Genomic DNA, 16,206 nt, shown 5'->3' with positions numbered 1-16,206 from the left:
ACGGGAATAATTTGCGTTTATTTCTCACAGAGATATACTGCATGGATCGTATACCGAGCCCATCCCCGTGAATCTCATCGTCAATACCCCCGTGCAACTGGCTGAAATCCTGTCGTCCGCACGTCAGGCCAAGGGGCTGACGCAAGCCGAAGCGGCGGCGCGCATCGGCGTCGGCCAGTCGCGCCTGTCGTCGCTCGAAACCACTCGCACCGAAAGCCTGTCGCTCAGGCAGTTGCTCGAATTGACCGCGCTGTACGGTCTCGAACTCAGCATCTGCACGAAGGACGGGCGCGACGCTGCCAACGTCGACTGGTAATCGATGGGACGCAAATCGCACGGCCGCGCGCTATCGATCTGGGCCAACGGCGTGCGGGTGGGAATCTGGCGGATTCCCGCGCGCGGCGACATGGAACTGCTGTACGACGCCGGCTGGAAACAGTCGGACGCCGGCCGCCCGTTGTCGCTGTCGCTGCCGTTCGGCGTCGGCGATGCGCCGTTGCGCGGCGAGCGCGTCAATCACTACTTCGACAATCTGCTGCCGGACAGCGATGCAATTCGTCGGCGGCTTGCATCGCGGTTCGGCACGGCGACGATCGAGCCTTTCGATCTGCTCGCCGCGCTCGGCCGGGACTGCGTCGGCGCGGTGCAGTTGCTCGGCGAGGATGAAACCCCGGCAGGCCATGACCGGATCGACGGCACGCCGTTGTCCGACGACGAGGTGGCGCGCGTGCTCGATCAGGCGAGCGGGGCGGTGGGCGGTGCGCAGGACGACGACGATTTCCGCCTGTCGCTGGCCGGCGCGCAGGAAAAGACCGCGCTGCTGTTTCACGACGGGCGATGGATGCGTCCGCATGGCGCGACCCCGACGACGCATATTCTGAAGTTGCCGCTCGGGCTGGTCGGCAACAAGCGTGCGGATCTGACGACATCCGTCGAAAACGAATGGCTGTGCCTCGCGATCCTGCGTGCGTTCGGCCTGCCGACGGCGGAGGCCGACATCGTGCGTTTCGGCGCACACAAGGTGCTGTCGGTCACGCGCTTCGATCGCGCGCTGCATCGTGACGGCGGCTGGCTGTTGCGCTTGCCGCAAGAAGATTTCTGTCAGGCGCTCGGCGTGCCGCCGCATCTGAAATACGAATCGCAGGGTGGCCCCGGGGTGCCCGATCTGGCCGGCATCCTGCGCCGGTCGGAAACGGCGCAGGCCGACCTCGACACGTTGTTCACCGCGTTGGTGGCGTTCTGGATGCTTGCCGCACCGGACGGGCATGCGAAGAACTTCAGTCTGCGCCTGCTGCCGGGCGGCCGCTTCCGTCTGACGCCGCTCTACGACGTGATGTCGATCTGGCCGGTCGAGGGAGATGGCGCGAACCAGTGGTCGTGGCACAAGGCGAAGCTCGCGATGGCGGTGCACGGCAAGCGCAAGCACTACGCGATGCGCGATATCACGCGCCGGCACTTCACTGCGATGGCGGAGCATTGCCTGCTTGGCGATATCGCGACACCGATCGTCGACCGGCTCGTCGCGATGACGCCCCAGGTGATCGAATCGGTCGGCGCGGCGCTGCCGGCCGGATTTCCGGCGAGGATCGCCGAACGCATTCTCGGCGGATTGCGCTTCGCCGCGCAACGACTCGCCGACATGCCGCGGGAGTGACCCGCCCCGGTTCCGCTCCGGGCCGGTGAAAGCCGGCGCATCCGCATTTTTCCGTTCCGGTTTGCGCGCCAGGAAACCCGAATCGATGGCATCGGGCGGCAATCGCGCGGTGCGCATATCGAGCACAGCTTGCCGCCATTTACAGTCTGCTGCATCGCAATAATTACAAAATTAAAGTCGATCAGTTTAACTCATCAATCAAGATTAATAATTCATTTAATTTTTAGATGGTTTTGTATTTAACTTGCGTCACGGGATGTTTGATTTTCGGTAATTCGAAAAAGCGGCAAGTATTCCGTAATGGAAATTCTCTCGATTGCACGAATAAGAGGAAATCATGACGAATCTTTCTCGACGCAAGATGTTGACGAGCACGGCCGGCGCGATTGCCGCCGCGGGCATCGCGGTAACCGCCAAGGCCGCCTCGTTCGGTAATCCGGACAGCCCGCCGGAAGGCGCGGTGAATGCGCGCAACCGCCAGAGCCTGACCGATCCGGGGCCTAAAAATCCGGCCATCGCCAATCAATTCCCGTCCTTTCAGGATCCGCCGGCCACCGATATCAACGGGATGCCGTTATTCTGGGCGTCTTTCAATAATGCGCATAAGCGCATTCAAAATGGCGGATGGGCGCGCGAAGTCACGCAGGACGATTTCGCGATTTCCGAAACCATTTCCGGCGTCAACATGCGCCTGACGCGCGGCGGCATTCGCGAGATGCATTGGCACCAGCAGGCCGAGTGGGCGATCATGCTCGACGGCCGCTGCCGGATCACGGTGCTGGACGAACTCGGGCGGCCGTCGGTGCAGGACGTCAAGACCGGCGACCTCTGGTATTTCCCGCCCGGCCTGCCGCATTCGCTGCAGGGCATCGGCAGCGACGGCGCCGAATTCCTGCTCGCATTCGATAACGGCCGCGCATCGGAATTCAACACGCTGTTGCTGACCGACTGGATCGCGCATACGCCGCCCGACGTGCTTGCGCTGAACTTCGGCGTGCCGTCCGACGCGTTCAGGAACGTGCCGCTCGACAACCTGTGGATCTTCCAGGGCGACGAACCGGGCCCGCTTGCGGACGCGCAGCGCGCGTCGGCCGCGTCGGCCGGCGCGCCGCCGCATCCGTTCGTCTTTTCGCTCGGCGACATGAAACCGGTCAGGAAGACGCGCGGCGGCGAGGTGCGGATCGCGGACAGCACCAACTTCAACGTATCCACGACCGTCGCGGCGGCGCTCGTCACCGTGCACCCGGGCGGCATGCGCGAGTTGCACTGGCACCCGAACGCCGACGAATGGCAGTACTACCTGCAAGGCGAGGCGCGGATGACCGTGTTCGACACGGGGCCGAAGGCGCAGACGGCCGACTTCCGCGCGGGCGACGTCGGCTACGTGAAGAAGAGCCTCGGGCACTACGTGCAGAACACCGGCAAGACCGACCTCGTATTCCTCGAGATCTTCAAGACCGACCGCTATGCGGAGGTGTCGCTGTCCGACTGGCTCGCGCACACGCCGCCGAAGCTCGTCGAAGCGCACCTGAACATCGCGCCGGACGTGATCGCACGGTTTCCGCGCAACCGTCCCGACGTCGTGCCGCTGTGACGCCGCCGGCGTCCTGCCATGGCCGGCACGCGGCATGCTGGTTGTGGCGGGGCGCGATCCCTGAATCAGCCGTCCTCATTAGAACGGAATACTTGCCATGATTCCCGTCCCGAGCAAACCTGCCGGCGGCTTTGCGCTGCCGGGACTGTCCACCGAGCAGACCGACGGCGCGGCGCGTGCCGCGCTGGAAGGGCGCCGCACCGGCGTCGCCGCGTTGCTGCCGTTCGTCGGCCCGGCCGTGATCGCATCGATCGGCTACATGGATCCCGGCAACTTCGCGACCAACATCCAGGCCGGCGCCGCGTACGGCTACCGGCTGCTGTGGGTCGTGCTGGCCGCGAACGCGATCGCGATGCTGTTCCAGGCGATGTCGGCGAAGCTCGGCATCGTGACCGGCCGCAATCTCGCCGAGCTGTGCCGCGACCGCTTCCCCGCGCCGGTCGTGTGGGGCATGTGGGTGGCGTCGGAGATCGCCGCGATGGCGACCGATCTCGCCGAATTCCTCGGCGGCGCGCTCGCGTTCGGGTTGTTGTGCCACCTGTCGCTGTTCGCGGGGATGATCGCGACCGCGTTCGCGACCTGCGCGATCCTCGCGCTCGAAAAACGCGGCTTCCGGCCGCTGGAGGCGGCGATCGCGGCATTGGTCGGCGTGATCGGCGCGTGCTATCTCGGCGAACTGCTGATCGCGCCGCAGGACTGGCATGCGGCCGCGTTCCATCTGGTGGTCCCGCAGATTCCGGATCATGCGGCGCTGACGATCGCGGTCGGCATCATCGGCGCGACGATTATGCCGCACACGCTGTATCTGCATTCGGGCCTCACGCAGGATCGCACCGCGCCGCGCGACGACGCCGAGCGGCGGCGGCTCGTGCGTTTCTCGAACCGCGAGGTCGTGGTCGCGCTCGGGCTCGCCGGGTTCGTGAATCTCGCGATGGTGATGATGGCGTCGTCCGCGTTTCATGCGGCCGCGCCGGGCATGACCGACATCGGCGACGCCTATCACACGCTGATCCCGGTGTTCGGGCCGGCGGCCGGCGCGCTGTTTCTCGTCGCGTTGCTGACGTCGGGCGTGTCGAGCTCGGTGGTCGGCACGATGGCGGGGCAGGTCGTGATGCAGGGCTTCATCCACCGCCGCATGTCGATCTGGGTGCGGCGCGCGGTGACGATCGCGCCCGCGTTCGTGGTGGTGGCATTGGGCTGCGACGTCACGCGCGCGATGGTGGCGAGCCAGGTCGTGTTGAGCTTCGTGCTGCCGATGCCGATGATCGCGCTGCTGCTGCTGTCGGCGCGCACGGACGTGATGGGCGCTTACGCGATGCGGATGCCGCTGCGGATCGTCGCCGGCGCGGCGACGGTCGTGATCGTCGGGCTGAATGCATACCTGGTGTGGGCGGCATTCAATTGAACGGGTGCGGGCGGCCGCCTGCTGCCGCATGTCCGGCGCCCCGCGCGGCCGCCGGATCGCGTGGCACTGCCGGCCGCCGACGCGCGTCGCGGCCAGCGCGGGCGGCCGCGATTACTTCGCGAGCGTGCGGTACGACACGAGGTCGTTGATCGGCCCGATTTCCGGCCCGGTCGCGCCGGGGCGCGTGGCGACCTGCACGACCTTCTCGAACATGATGATGAACGGCGAGTTCGCGAGCACGGCCTTCTGCAGCGCCTCGTAACGCTGCGCGCGCTTCGCGGGCGACGGCTCGACGAGCGCGGCCTCGGTGTCCTTCGTCAGTTGCGGAATGTCCCAGCCGTTGCGCCATGCGAGCATCTTGGTCGGCGACTGGTCCGAGTTGTCCGGATTCCACGCGAAGCCGCGCGCGTTGCTGTTCGGGTCCATGTAGTCGGGCGACCATTCGCCGATGAAGATGTCGTGCTGGCGCGCGCGGTACTTGCCGATCGCCTGCTTCGCGTCGCCCGGGATCAGCTTCACGCGGATGCCCGCCTGCGCGAAGTTCGCCTGCAGCGCCTGCGCGATCTCGAGGTACGGATAGTCGTTCGGCATGTCCATCGTCACGTCGAAACCGTTCGGCAAGCCGGCCTTCGCGAGCAGCGCCTTCGCCTTCGCGACGTCCTGCTTGTACGGCCGCGCGTTCAGCGTGCCCAGGAAGCCTTCGGGCAGGAAGGTCTGATGCACCTTGTACGTCGTGCTGACGATATTGCGCTGGATGCCGTCGTAATCGACGAGCCACTTCATCGCCTGCTGCACGTCGGGCTTCGCGAGGTTCGGGTTCTTCGTGTTCAGGCTCAGGTACAGCAGGGCGGACACCGGCCACGACGCGACCTTGATCTTGCCGGCCTTCGACAGCGCGGCGAGGCTGTCGGGGCTCAGGTTGCGCGCGGCGTCGGCGTCGCCGTTCTCCAGCAGCAGCCGTTGCGCGGAGGCTTCGGGCACGTGGCGCAGCACCACGCGCTTCATCGGGTACGGCGTGCGGTATTTGTCGAAACGCTGCAGCACGATGGTCTCGTTCGGCGTCCACTTGACGAGCTGGTACGGGCCCGAGCCCGCGTCGTTGGTGCGCAGCCAGCCGCTGCCGAGATCGTTGCCTTGCTGGTGCGACAGCAGCAGCTTCTTGTCGAAGACCGATGCCGGGCACGCGCTCAGCACGTTGAGCACGAAGCTCGGCGCGTACTTGCGGTCGGTTTCGAGCGCGACGGTTTGCGGATCGACCACGCGCACCTTCTGCGTCACGTTCGCCTTCGTGAGGCCGAGATCGGCGAGCACGCCGGCCGGCCCCTTGTCGAGCAGGATGGTGCGCTGCAGCGACCACGCGACGTCGTCGGCGGTGACCGGGTTGCCGGAATGGAACGTGAGGCCGGGGCGCAGCTTGAACGTGTAGGTCACGCCGTCGGCGCCGACCGTCCACGATTGCGCGATCTGTCCGTCGAAGCGCGTCGGGTCCTTCAGGTCGACGCGCACCAGCCGCTCGTAGGTGTTCGCGACGTATTCGGACGGCACCAGCTCGTAGATCCCGCTCGGGTCGATGGTCGTGAATTCGCCGAGCTGCGTGGCGACGACGAAGATGCCGGGCGGCGTGGCCGCCTGCGCCGGCAGCGCCGGAACAAGCGCGACGAGCGCGGCGCTGACGAACAGCCGGGACAGCAGGTGCTTCATGCGGGCTCCATCGAAAGGGAATCGTGGTGCGATTCTCTCATCGACGGGCACCCGGATGAAAATATTCGGCACGCGCGCCGGGCGGCGCACAGCGGCGGGCCGGGCGGGCGCCCGGCGCCGGGGGCGTCAGATCGCGCAGCGCGCGATCGCGAAGCGCATCGCTTCCTCGGCCGGCTCGTTGCCGGAGCCACGCACGACCTTGATCACCGAGCCGCTGCCCGACGGCGTCAGCGTGACGAAGTAGGAATTCGAGCCGACGGCGATGTCGGTCACGCCGTTGTGCTGCGATTGCTCGGTGCCCGACAGGCGGCTGTCGAGGCAGTTCGCGACCGCGTAGGCCGGACGTTGCGACGACACGTAGATCATCGGCGCGGCGCCCGAGCCGGCCGAGTCGGACGAGGGCGAGGAACCGCAGGCGGCGAGCAGCGCGGCGGGAAGGAGCAGCAGGAATCGTTTCATGGTCGGCGTCGGGTGTCTCGTGTCGAGGCTGGGGCGCGGGGGGCGAAACGCGAAGCTTCGCGACGAAACCGCCCGGAATCGGGCCGCTTTTGACGGACGACGAGACGGCAGGCGGCTGACGACGGAGTATACCCGCGGCATCCGACGCCGTTGGCGCGTTGAAACGATTCGATACAACACGGGCTCGCTGCCGCATGGGCGCCTGCCGATGGTGCCGCCCTGACAGGCGAGTTCCGCCGTCCGCGCGACGCCGGCGCTGCGTCCCGCGCAACGAATGCCGATCAATGCGCGCCGGCCGCCGCCGCATCGGCATCGCCGCCGCCCGAGCGCACCGGTTTCGTGATCCAGATCAGCGGGATGATCGCGATGAAGATGATCGCCGACACGTAGAAGATGTCGTTCAATCCCATCACGGCCGCCTGCGAATCGACCGATGCATTGAAGAACGCGAGCGCCGAATCGGGGCTCAGGTGCAGCAGGGAACGGGTCGTGTCGAGCTGCTGCGTGAAGACCGGATTGGTGACGCTCGCCTGTTCGGTGAGCCGCACGTGATGCAGGATCGTGCGGTCGTTCCACGCATTGCTGATCAGCGACGTCCCCACCGCGCCGCAGAACGTGCGGCCGAAATTCGACAGGCCGGCCGCGGCCGGAATCTTCTCCGGCGGCAGCCCGGACAGGATGATCGACGTCAGCGGCACGAAGAACATCGCCATCGGAATGCCTTGCAGCAGCGTCGGCAGCACCAGATCCCAGCGCGACACGTCGGTGTAGAACGTCGTGCGCATCATGAACACGACCGCGAAGCCGACGAACGCGAGCGTCGCGATATAGCGCGGATCGGTGCGCGGCAGCAGACGCCCCATGACCGGCGTGAGCAGGATCGCGAACAGCCCGAGCGGCGCGGTGGCGAGCCCCGAATCGACTGCCCGGTAGCCGAGATAGCCCTGCATCCATTGCGGCAGCAGCACGAGCGTGCCGAAGAACATCCCGTACGCGACGGAGATCGCGATCGTGCCGCCCGCGAAGTTGCGCTGCGTGAAGAGCCGCAGGTCGACGATCGGGTTGGCCTCGTTCAGCTCCCACACGAGGAAGAACGCGAAGCCGATCAGCGCGACGATGCCCAGCGCGACGACGACGGGTGAATTGAACCAGTCGAGATCCTTGCCCTTGTCGAGCATGATCTGCAGCGACGCGACCCACAGCACGAGCAGGAGCAGGCCGACCGTATCGATCGGCAGGCGGCGCGTGGCCGATTCGCGATCGCGGAACACGAACCACGTGACGGCCGCCGCGAAGAAGCCGACCGGGATGTTGATGTAGAAGATCCACGACCAGTTGTAGTCGTAGGTGATCCAGCCGCCGAGCGACGGCCCGGCGATCGGGCCGACGAGGGCCGTCATCGACCACAGCGCGAGCGCGGTCGACGACTTCTGCCGCGGCCATGCGCCGAGCAGCAGCGCCTGCGACAGCGGCGCGAGCGGCCCCGCCACCGCGCCTTGCAGGATCCGCGCGGCGAGCAGCGTCGGCAGGTTCGGCGCGATCCCGCACAGCCACGACGCGAACACGAACAGCAGGATCGACGCGACGAACAGGCGTACCTGGCCGAAGCGTTGCGTGAGCCAGCCGGTCAGCGGAATCGATACCGCGTTCGCGGCCGCGAAGATCGTGATCACCCACGTGCCTTCATCGACGGACACGCCGAGGTCGCCCGAGATCGTCGGGATCGCGACGTTCGCGATCGACGAATCGAGCACGTTCATGAACATGGCGAGCGATACCGCGATCGTGCCGATCGCGAGCTTGCCGCCCGACAGCGGTGCCTGGGGTGACGGAGATGACATGGGGTTCCTGCGTGATGGATGAAGGCCATACGGCGCGCGCCGTCCGCCGCGCATGCACGCGACGGGCAGGCGCGCGGCGAAGCGCGAAACCGACGGACGGACGCCGCCCGGCGGTCGGGCGAGCGGCGCCGTCGCGTGCGGCGTACGGTTCGATCGGTGATCGGAATGGCGAAGCCGGGGCCGGCTTCGCGGGGCGGACTATCGCCGGTCAGGAGGGTGCGACGCGCGTGATGCGTCGGCGGGCAGCGGGCACGTGGCTGCCGTCGCGTGTGTGGTCGTTTTTCATCGTCACAGGCTAACCATGCGGAGAACGACGATCAACGCCTGCGCGCTCATTAATTCCTTTCCTGCGTCGCAATAATGTAGTCGACGTGCATCGATTGCCGGCCGTGCGAGGCCGGTTACGGCGCGGTTCGCCAGGTGGCGAACAGTTCCGTCAGAAACTCGACGAACGCACGCACCTTGCTGTCGAGCGTCGCGCGGCGCGGGTAGAGCGCGTGCAACTCGACGTCGTTGGTGCGATGCCAGTCGGGCAGCACGATCTCGAGCTCGTTCCTCGCGAGCTTCCGTGCGGTGAAATGCGTGGAGATCAGCGCAATGCCGCCGCCGCTCGTGGCCTGGCGCAACACCGTCACCGATTCGTTCGAGATCAGCACGGGTTGCACCGGGACGTCGGCCCGATCGCCGTTGGAGTTGCTGAGCCGCAGCGTCAGGCCCGGCGCATCGCGGCCGACGAACAGGATGTCGTGTTGCGCGAGATCGTTCGGCGTGCTCGGCCGCCCGGTGCGATCCAGGTAGGCGGGGCTCGCGGCGAGCTTCGCATGCGACCAGCCGAGCGAGCGCGCGACGTAACCCGAATCGTTCAGCAGACCCGCGCGCAGCGCGACGTCGAAGCCATGCTCGACGAGGTCGAGTGGACTGTTGTCGTAGATCAGCACCAGTTGCACGAGCGGGTAGCGCCGGCGGAATTCGGCGAGCGCCGGTTCGAGCTGGAACAGGCCGATCGCATAGGGCACCAGCACGCGCAGCGTGCCTTCGGGGTCGGTGCGAAGCGTGCGGACCTGGCGGTCCGCGTCGAGCAGGATGTCCTCGGCGCGCAGGCAGCGCTCGTAGTAATCGCGCCCGGCTTCGGTGACCGACACGCGGCGTGTGGTCCGGTACAGCAGTTGCACGCCGAGATCGTCCTCGAGGTGCTTGACCTTGCGGCTCACGCGACTGAGCGGCATGTCGAGTTCCACGGACGCGGCGGTGAAGCTGCCGCGCTCCACTACGCGCAAGAATATTCGGATGCTATCGAGGTCCATACAAATTTGTTACGTGTTCAGCCTGCGCGCATCTTACCGTTGTCGGTCCTGCCTCTGCATTTTCATGTCAGTTGTCCCGATTATTCCGTGCACTGCAATACCGCATTCCGTTTTCCCCGGTAGTGGCGCGTGCCGCACGATCGTATGCTCGACGCATGAAATTTTCCGTCCCCGGCCTGCCGCCGATTGCGGCCATCCGCGCCGCGCTGCGCGATGCGTGGCCCACCTTGCCGCCGGGCGCGCTCGGCTTCGCATTGCGCAATACCGCCGCGTCGTTGCTCGCGCTCCATATCGCGTTCCGCATGAATCTCGACGACCCGATCTGGGCCGCGTCGACCGTGTGGATCGTCGCGCAGGGCAGCCGCGGGATGGGGCTGTCGAAGAGCCAGTACCGGATTCTCGGCACCGCGATCGGTGCGGCCGTGGCGCTCGCGCTGACCAGCGCATTCGCGCAGACGCCGCAATTGTTCCTGCCCGCGCTCGCCGCGTGGATCGGCCTGTGCGCGGGCATCGCGACGTTCCAGCGGAATTTTCGTGCGTATGCGGCGGTGCTCGCGGGCTATACGGCCGCGATCGTCGCGATGGACGCGGTATCCGCGCCGCTGCATGCGTTCGACATCGCGGTCGCGCGGTTTCTGTACGTGGTGGTCGGCATTCTGTGCGGTGCGCTGTTTGAAACGGTCTTCGCGCCGGGCGCGCCGCTGAAGGAGGTCCGCACGCGGCTCGCGCGCTATCTCGACCGCGCGGCGGCGGTCGGCGCGGGCGCGCTGCGCCGCGAGCCGAACGACGCGGCCGTCCACCGGCTGTTCGCGGACGCGCTCGAACTCGATACGGCAGCCGAATATGCGGCGGCTGGCGCACCGCCCGTGCGTAACATGATCGGCCATCTGCGCGTGGCGGCGCTGGGCGTGCTCGCCGCGCAGGCCGCCGGGCAGGCGATCCGCGAGCATGCGGCGCGCAGCGGCGACGCGCCGGAACCGCTCGTCGACGAGGCGGCAAGCGTGCTCGACCGGGTCGCCGTGTCGGGCGACTCGGGGCACGAGATAGTGGCGCTACGCGCGCGCGTGGACGACGCGTTGCGTGTCGAAGCGGCCGTGCCGGCCGGCACGGACACGTCGCGCCTGCTCACGCTCGACCGGCTGTCGGCGCTGCTCGGCGGTTTCGGCCGCGCATTCGCGAGCCAGGCATTGCTCGACCGTCCGGTGCCGCCGCCCGCACGCGTGCGCTATGCGTTCCACCGCGATCCGGTGCTCGCGTGCCACAACGGCGTTCGTGCGTTCATCGCGGTGCTGGCGGCGTCGGCGATCTGGATCTTCACCGCGTGGCCGGCGGGGGGCGGGTTCGTCACGATCACGGCCGTGGTGAGCGCACTGTTCTCGACACGTCCCAATTCGGTGCGGGCGATCGTCGGTTTCCTGAAAGGCACCGCATGCGCGGCGGTCGCGGGCGTCGTCTGCAACTTCGCGCTGCTGCCTGCGGTGTCGGGCTTCGAGATGCTCGCCTACATCCTCGGCGTATTCCTGATCGGCACCGGGATCGCGATGCGCCATCCGCGCACGGCGGCGATGGGCAGCGCGTTCTCGATCTTCTTCTGGAATTTCACGTCGCCGGACAACACGACGCGCATCGGCGATACCGCGTTCCTGAACAGCGCGCTCGCGACGCTGCTCGGTATCGCGTTCGGCGCGCTGATCTTCGCGCTGGTGTTTCCCGGCGATCCCGGCACCAGCCGGCGCCGCCTGCATCGCGCGGTGCGCCGCGATCTGGCCGGGATCGCGCGCGATCCGCGTGCGTGGCCCGCGAGTGCATGGTTGAGCCGCACGGCCGACCGTCTCGCGCGCGAGCTCGGCTTCGCGGGCAGCCTGCCGCAGACGCTGATCGAGCGCGACATGCGCGATCTGCTCGCGATCTGGGGACTCGGCGACAGCCTGCTGTCGCTCGCCGAACTGGCCACGCACGAACCGGCCGTGCGCCGTGCGGCAGCGGTGGTGCGGGGGCGCATCGTTCAGGCGGATTTCGCGCGGCTCGAACACACGTGCGCCGCAGCGGCCCGCGTGTTGCGGCGTCGCGTGGCCGCGCGCGACGGCGACGCCGCGCATGCGTTGCTGAGCGGCGTGGTCCTGCTGCATCGGATCGCGGACGCGGCCGCCGAGCATGGCGGCTTCCTGCGTGGCCGTCGCGATTGGGCGGGGTGGGTCAGGTGACGCGGCAGGGCGGGTCGGGCGTCGCCTCCGCCGGCAGCGGCTCGCGGTTCGGGGCAGGCAGCCTCCGCAGCCGGTGCGCGCGCGGACGAACGATCTTCGCCGCGCTCCGTCAGGCGGCGATCGAGGCCGGCGCGGCCGCGCGATGCAGCAGCACGGGCAGCGACTTCGACGTCGGCGTGTTGCACACGTCGCCGACGCTGTCGAGCGGCACGAGCGGGTTGGTTTCCGGGTAGTACGCGCCGATGCAGCCGCGCGGGATGTCGTACTCGACGAGCAGGAAGCCGTTCGCGCGGCGCTCGATGCCGTCGTGCCACACGGTTTCCATGTCGACCCAGTCGCCGGCCGCAAGGCCCAGCATCGCGAGATCGTCGCGGTTGACGAACACCACGCGGCGCTGGCCGAACACGCCGCGGTAGCGGTCGTCGAGCCCGTAGACGGTCGTGTTGTATTGATCGTGCGAGCGCGTCGTCATCAGCGTCATCAGCCGCTTGCCGTGCAGCGCGCGGGCGCGCTGGATCGGCGTGTCGGTCGGCAGTGCATGCGCGATGAAGTTCGCCTTGCCCGTCGGCGTCAGCCATTCGCGGTCGCGCGACGCCACGCGCAGGTGGAAGCCGCCCGGCCGCGCGATGCGCGTGTTGTAGTCGTAGAAGCCGTCGAGCGTCGCCTCGATCGCGTCGCGGATCTTCGCGTAGTCGTCCTTGTACGCGAGCCAGTCGATCTTGTCGCTGCCGAACAGCGCGTGCGCCATGTGCGCGACGATCGCGGGCTCCGACATCAGGTTCGGCGACGCCGGCTTGTTCATCCCGTACGACACGTGGACCATGCTCATCGAATCCTCGACCGTCACGCCCTGCGCGACGTTGTCCTGCAGGTCGATCTCGGTGCGGCCGAGCGTCGGCAGGATCAGCGCGTCGCGGCCGTGGATCAGATGGCTGCGGTTCAGCTTGGTCGTGATGTGCACGGACAGTTCGCAGCGGCGCATGCCTTCCCACGTGCGCGGCGTGTCGGGCGTCGCCATCGCGAAGTTGCCGCCGAGGCCGATCAGCACCTTCACGCGGCCGTCGAGCATGCCTTCGATCGTTTCGACGACGTCGTAGCCGTGATGGCGCGGCGGTTCGAAACCGAACACGTGGCCGAGCCGGTCGAGGAACGCCTGCGACGGTTTTTCCTCGATGCCGACCGTGCGGTTGCCCTGCACGTTCGAGTGGCCGCGCACCGGGCACAGGCCGGCGCCGGGGCGGCCGATGTTGCCGCGCATCAGCATCAGGTTGGTCAGCATCTGCACCGTCGCGACCGAATGCTTGTGCTGCGTGATGCCCATCCCCCACGTCGCGATCACGCGTTCGCTGCGCGCGTAGCGCTGCGCGAGCGCATCGATCTGCTCGTACGGCACGCCGCTTTCGGCGGTCAGCGCGGCCCAGCTTTCGGCGCGCAGATCGTCGGCGAACGCGTCGAAGCCCGCCGTGTGCTCGCCGATGAACGCGGTGTCGACGACGCGCGGCGCCCCGGCGGCGCGCGCGGCGTCGTCGAGTTCGAGCACGCGCTTGGCCATCCCCTTGATCAGCGCGAAATCGCCGCCGATCGTCGGCTGGATGAACGTCGACGCGATCTTCGTGCCCGACATCGTCAGCATCTCGAGCGGGCTTTGCGGATCGGCGAAGCGTTCGAGGCCGCGCTCCTTCAGCGGGTTGATCGACACGATCGTCGCGCCGCGCTTCGCGCACTCGCGCAGCTCGCCCATCATCCGCGGGTGATTGGTCGCGGGGTTCTGGCCGAAGATCAGCAGCATGTCCGCATGCTCGAAATCGTCGAGCGTGACCGTGCCCTTGCCGACGCCGACCGACGCCGGCAGCCCGCGGCTCGTCGCCTCGTGGCACATGTTCGAGCAGTCGGGGAAGTTGTTCGTGCCGTACAGCCGCACGAACAATTGATAGAGGAACGCGGCTTCGTTGCTTGCGCGGCCGGACGTGTAGAACGCGGCCTGGTTCGGGTCGGGCAGCGCGCGCAGATGGCGCGCGATCAGCGCGAACGCATCGTCCCACGCGATCGGCACGTAGCGATCGGTCCGCGCGTCGTACACCATCGGGTCGGTGAGCCGGCCGTGCTGCTCCAGCTCGAAATCCGACTGTTCGAGCAGTTCGGTCACCGTGTGCGCGGCGAAGAATTCGGGCGTCACGCGCTTGCTCGTCGCTTCCGCGGCCACGGCCTTCACGCCGTTCTCGCAGAATTCGAACGTCGATGCGTGCTGGCGGTCCGGCCACGCACAGCCCGGGCAGTCGAAGCCGTCCGGCTGGTTCTGGCGCAGCAGCGTACGGTAGTTGCCGCCGGCGACCTTTTCCTTGATCAGGTTGATCGTGACGGCTTTCAGCGCGCCCCAGCCGGCGGCCGGGTGGGTGTACGGTTCGATGCGCGCGGTGGCAGATTTCTTTTTCATGATGCCGGGTGTCGGGGTCGATGCGTGCAGAGTACGCGCGGCGCCCGTGCGGCTGTGTGTACACCTGTTCACTTCAAAAAAGAGTACAGTTTCGGCCATTCATCCCGTGCGGATCGCAACTGTGTTGCTGAAGGGAAGTTGAAAGGGAGGCGCGTGAAGCGTTACGAACAACTGGCCGACGATCTCCAGGCGCAGATCGAGCGGGGCGTGTACCGGCCCGGCGAGCGGATTCCGTCGGTGCGGCACGCGAGCCGGCAGCAGCAGCTCAGCGTCACGACCGTGCTGCGCGCGTACCTCGTGCTGGAAAGCCGCGGCCTGATCGAGAGCCGGCCGCAGTCGGGCTATTTCGTACGGGCGCGCACGGCGGCGCCGGCCGAGGCCGAGCTGCATGTTTCCGCGCCGGCCGCCGAGCCGTCGGCCGTGGACGTGAGCCGGCTCGTGCTGTCGACGCTGCGCTCGATCGCGCGCGACGACGCGGTGCCGCTCGGCTCGCCGTACCCCGACGCGTCGCAATTTCCGGTGCAGCGCCTCGCGCGCTATGCGCAGGCGATCGGGCGGCGCCGCACGCGCTGGGGCGTGATCGACGATCTGCCGCCGGGCAACCAGGAACTGATTCGCCAGATCGCGCGGCGCTATGCGGAGCGCGGGGTCGCGGTCGAGCCGGGCGAGATCGTGATGACGATCGGCGCGACCGAGGCGATCAACCTGTGCCTGCAGGCGGTCGCGAAGCCGGGCGACACGATCGCGGTGGAGTCGCCGACGTTCTACGCGATGCTGCACGCGATCGAGCGGATGGGCATGCGCGCGCTGGAAGTCGCGACGCACCCGGGCGACGGCATCGATCTCGACGCGCTGGAGCGGGTCCTCGCGCGCGAGCGCATCGCCGCATGCATGGTGATGCCCAATTTCCAGAATCCGCTCGGCTTCCAGATGCCCGATGCGCGCAAGCGCGCGCTCGTCGAGCTGCTCGCGAAGCACGACGTGCCGGCGATCGAGAGCGACGTCTATCACGAGCTGCACTTCGGCGACACGGCGCCGAGCGCGCTGAAGTCGTTCGATCGCGACGGGCTCGTGCTGCATTGCGCGTCGTTCACGAAGAGCCTGTCGCCGCGCTACCGGATCGGCTGGGCGATGCCGGGCCGTTACCGCGACCAGGTCGAGAAGCTGAAATTCCTGAACACGCTCGCGACGCCCGCGATCGAGCAGCTCGCGATCGCCGAGTACCTGAAACACGACGGCTACGATTTTCATCTACGGCGCATGCGCAAGCAGTATGCGCAGCAGGCAAGCCTGATGAGCGCGATGGTGCGGCGTTTCTTCCCCGAAGGCACGCGGCTGTCGCAGCCGCAGGGCGGGTACGTGCTGTGGGTCGAGCTGCCGCCGCGGGTCGATGCAATGAAGCTGTACACGCTCGCGCTCGCGCAGCGGATCACGGTCGGGCCCGGGCACATGTTCTCGGCCGGCACCGATTACCGGCACTTCATCCGGCTCAACTACAGCTACCCGTGGTCGCGGCAGATCGAGGACGCGCTGAAGGTGCTGGGGCGGCTCGCGTCGGAGTGCGCGGCGCGCTGAGCGTTGCCGCGCGGCGGCCGGCCGCCGCGGCCGGT

11 protein-coding genes are annotated in these 16,206 nt (G+C 67.6%); 6 read left to right on the top strand and 5 right to left on the bottom strand.

What is annotated here, in order from left to right; translation table 11 throughout:
* The first annotated feature begins 67 nt into the window (after positions 1 to 67).
* The 4 genes from CFB35_RS23430 to CFB35_RS23415 all read left to right on the top strand — a co-directional run bounded on the left by CFB35_RS23430 (position 68) and on the right by CFB35_RS23415 (position 4,653).
* Positions 68 to 316, top strand: a complete 249-nt coding sequence (locus CFB35_RS23430; RefSeq protein WP_089465600.1) for an XRE family transcriptional regulator — start codon at positions 68 to 70, stop codon at positions 314 to 316.
* Positions 317 to 319: 3 nt separating this feature from the next.
* Positions 320 to 1,654, top strand: coding sequence for a type II toxin-antitoxin system HipA family toxin (locus tag CFB35_RS23425; RefSeq protein WP_089465599.1), 1,335 nt, complete (start codon positions 320 to 322; stop codon positions 1,652 to 1,654).
* 337 nt (positions 1,655 to 1,991) lie between these two features.
* A complete protein-coding gene (locus CFB35_RS23420) occupies positions 1,992 to 3,248 on the top strand; it encodes an oxalate decarboxylase family bicupin (protein WP_059584980.1) in 1,257 nt (418 codons plus the stop codon).
* Positions 3,249 to 3,345: 97 nt separating this feature from the next.
* Positions 3,346 to 4,653 (top strand): Nramp family divalent metal transporter, encoded by a 1,308-nt coding sequence (locus CFB35_RS23415; protein WP_059584981.1) that lies wholly within the window; start codon positions 3,346 to 3,348, stop codon positions 4,651 to 4,653.
* 111 nt (positions 4,654 to 4,764) lie between these two features.
* Here the strand turns inward: CFB35_RS23415 and CFB35_RS23410 are convergent, their stop codons facing one another.
* From CFB35_RS23410 to CFB35_RS23385, 4 genes are all read right to left on the bottom strand, one after another.
* Positions 4,765 to 6,354, bottom strand: a complete 1,590-nt coding sequence (locus CFB35_RS23410) for an ABC transporter substrate-binding protein (protein ID WP_059584982.1) — start codon at positions 6,352 to 6,354, stop codon at positions 4,765 to 4,767.
* Between the two features lie 126 nt (positions 6,355 to 6,480).
* On the bottom strand, positions 6,481 to 6,813 hold the full coding sequence (locus CFB35_RS23405; protein WP_059584983.1) for a hypothetical protein: 333 nt from the start codon (positions 6,811 to 6,813) through the stop codon (positions 6,481 to 6,483).
* A 281-nt stretch (positions 6,814 to 7,094) separates the two neighbouring features.
* Positions 7,095 to 8,654 (bottom strand): DHA2 family efflux MFS transporter permease subunit, encoded by a 1,560-nt coding sequence (locus CFB35_RS23395; RefSeq protein WP_059584984.1) that lies wholly within the window; start codon positions 8,652 to 8,654, stop codon positions 7,095 to 7,097.
* Between the two features lie 401 nt (positions 8,655 to 9,055).
* The gene (locus CFB35_RS23385) at positions 9,056 to 9,958 is read right to left on the bottom strand and encodes a LysR family transcriptional regulator (RefSeq protein ID WP_059584986.1); all 903 of its coding nucleotides are present in this window, start codon (positions 9,956 to 9,958) and stop codon (positions 9,056 to 9,058) included.
* Positions 9,959 to 10,113: 155 nt separating this feature from the next.
* Between CFB35_RS23385 and CFB35_RS23380 the strand changes: the two genes are divergently transcribed.
* Positions 10,114 to 12,162 (top strand): FUSC family protein, encoded by a 2,049-nt coding sequence (locus CFB35_RS23380; protein ID WP_059609060.1) that lies wholly within the window; start codon positions 10,114 to 10,116, stop codon positions 12,160 to 12,162.
* 109 nt (positions 12,163 to 12,271) lie between these two features.
* Here CFB35_RS23380 and CFB35_RS23375 read toward each other — a convergent pair whose 3' ends face one another.
* A complete protein-coding gene (locus tag CFB35_RS23375; protein ID WP_059584988.1) occupies positions 12,272 to 14,596 on the bottom strand; it encodes an FdhF/YdeP family oxidoreductase in 2,325 nt (774 codons plus the stop codon).
* Positions 14,597 to 14,749: 153 nt separating this feature from the next.
* Here CFB35_RS23375 and CFB35_RS23365 point away from each other — a divergent pair, with 153 nt between their 5' ends.
* Positions 14,750 to 16,171, top strand: a complete 1,422-nt coding sequence (locus CFB35_RS23365; protein WP_059584989.1) for a PLP-dependent aminotransferase family protein — start codon at positions 14,750 to 14,752, stop codon at positions 16,169 to 16,171.
* The last annotated feature ends 35 nt before the right edge of the window (positions 16,172 to 16,206 follow it).

It is taken from the genome of Burkholderia sp. AU16482 (assembly GCF_002223285.1).
GTDB lineage: Bacteria > Pseudomonadota > Gammaproteobacteria > Burkholderiales > Burkholderiaceae > Burkholderia > Burkholderia semiarida.
The sequence above is the reverse complement of the archived record's forward strand: the minus strand, read 5'-3'. Positions and strand labels throughout refer to the sequence as shown.

What these genes read in the sequence shown, in the direction of transcription:
- CFB35_RS23380 (WP_059609060.1), top strand. Translation starts at nt 10,114, where the DNA reads ATGAAATTTTCCGTCCCCGGCCTGCCGCCGATTGCGGCCATCCGCGCC.
- CFB35_RS23385 (WP_059584986.1), bottom strand. Translation starts at nt 9,958, where the DNA reads ATGGACCTCGATAGCATCCGAATATTCTTGCGCGTAGTGGAGCGCGGC.
- CFB35_RS23425 (WP_089465599.1), top strand. Translation starts at nt 320, where the DNA reads ATGGGACGCAAATCGCACGGCCGCGCGCTATCGATCTGGGCCAACGGC.
- CFB35_RS23375 (WP_059584988.1), bottom strand. Translation starts at nt 14,596, where the DNA reads ATGAAAAAGAAATCTGCCACCGCGCGCATCGAACCGTACACCCACCCG.
- CFB35_RS23420 (WP_059584980.1), top strand. Translation starts at nt 1,992, where the DNA reads ATGACGAATCTTTCTCGACGCAAGATGTTGACGAGCACGGCCGGCGCG.
- CFB35_RS23395 (WP_059584984.1), bottom strand. Translation starts at nt 8,654, where the DNA reads ATGTCATCTCCGTCACCCCAGGCACCGCTGTCGGGCGGCAAGCTCGCG.
- CFB35_RS23415 (WP_059584981.1), top strand. Translation starts at nt 3,346, where the DNA reads ATGATTCCCGTCCCGAGCAAACCTGCCGGCGGCTTTGCGCTGCCGGGA.
- CFB35_RS23405 (WP_059584983.1), bottom strand. Translation starts at nt 6,813, where the DNA reads ATGAAACGATTCCTGCTGCTCCTTCCCGCCGCGCTGCTCGCCGCCTGC.
- CFB35_RS23410 (WP_059584982.1), bottom strand. Translation starts at nt 6,354, where the DNA reads ATGAAGCACCTGCTGTCCCGGCTGTTCGTCAGCGCCGCGCTCGTCGCG.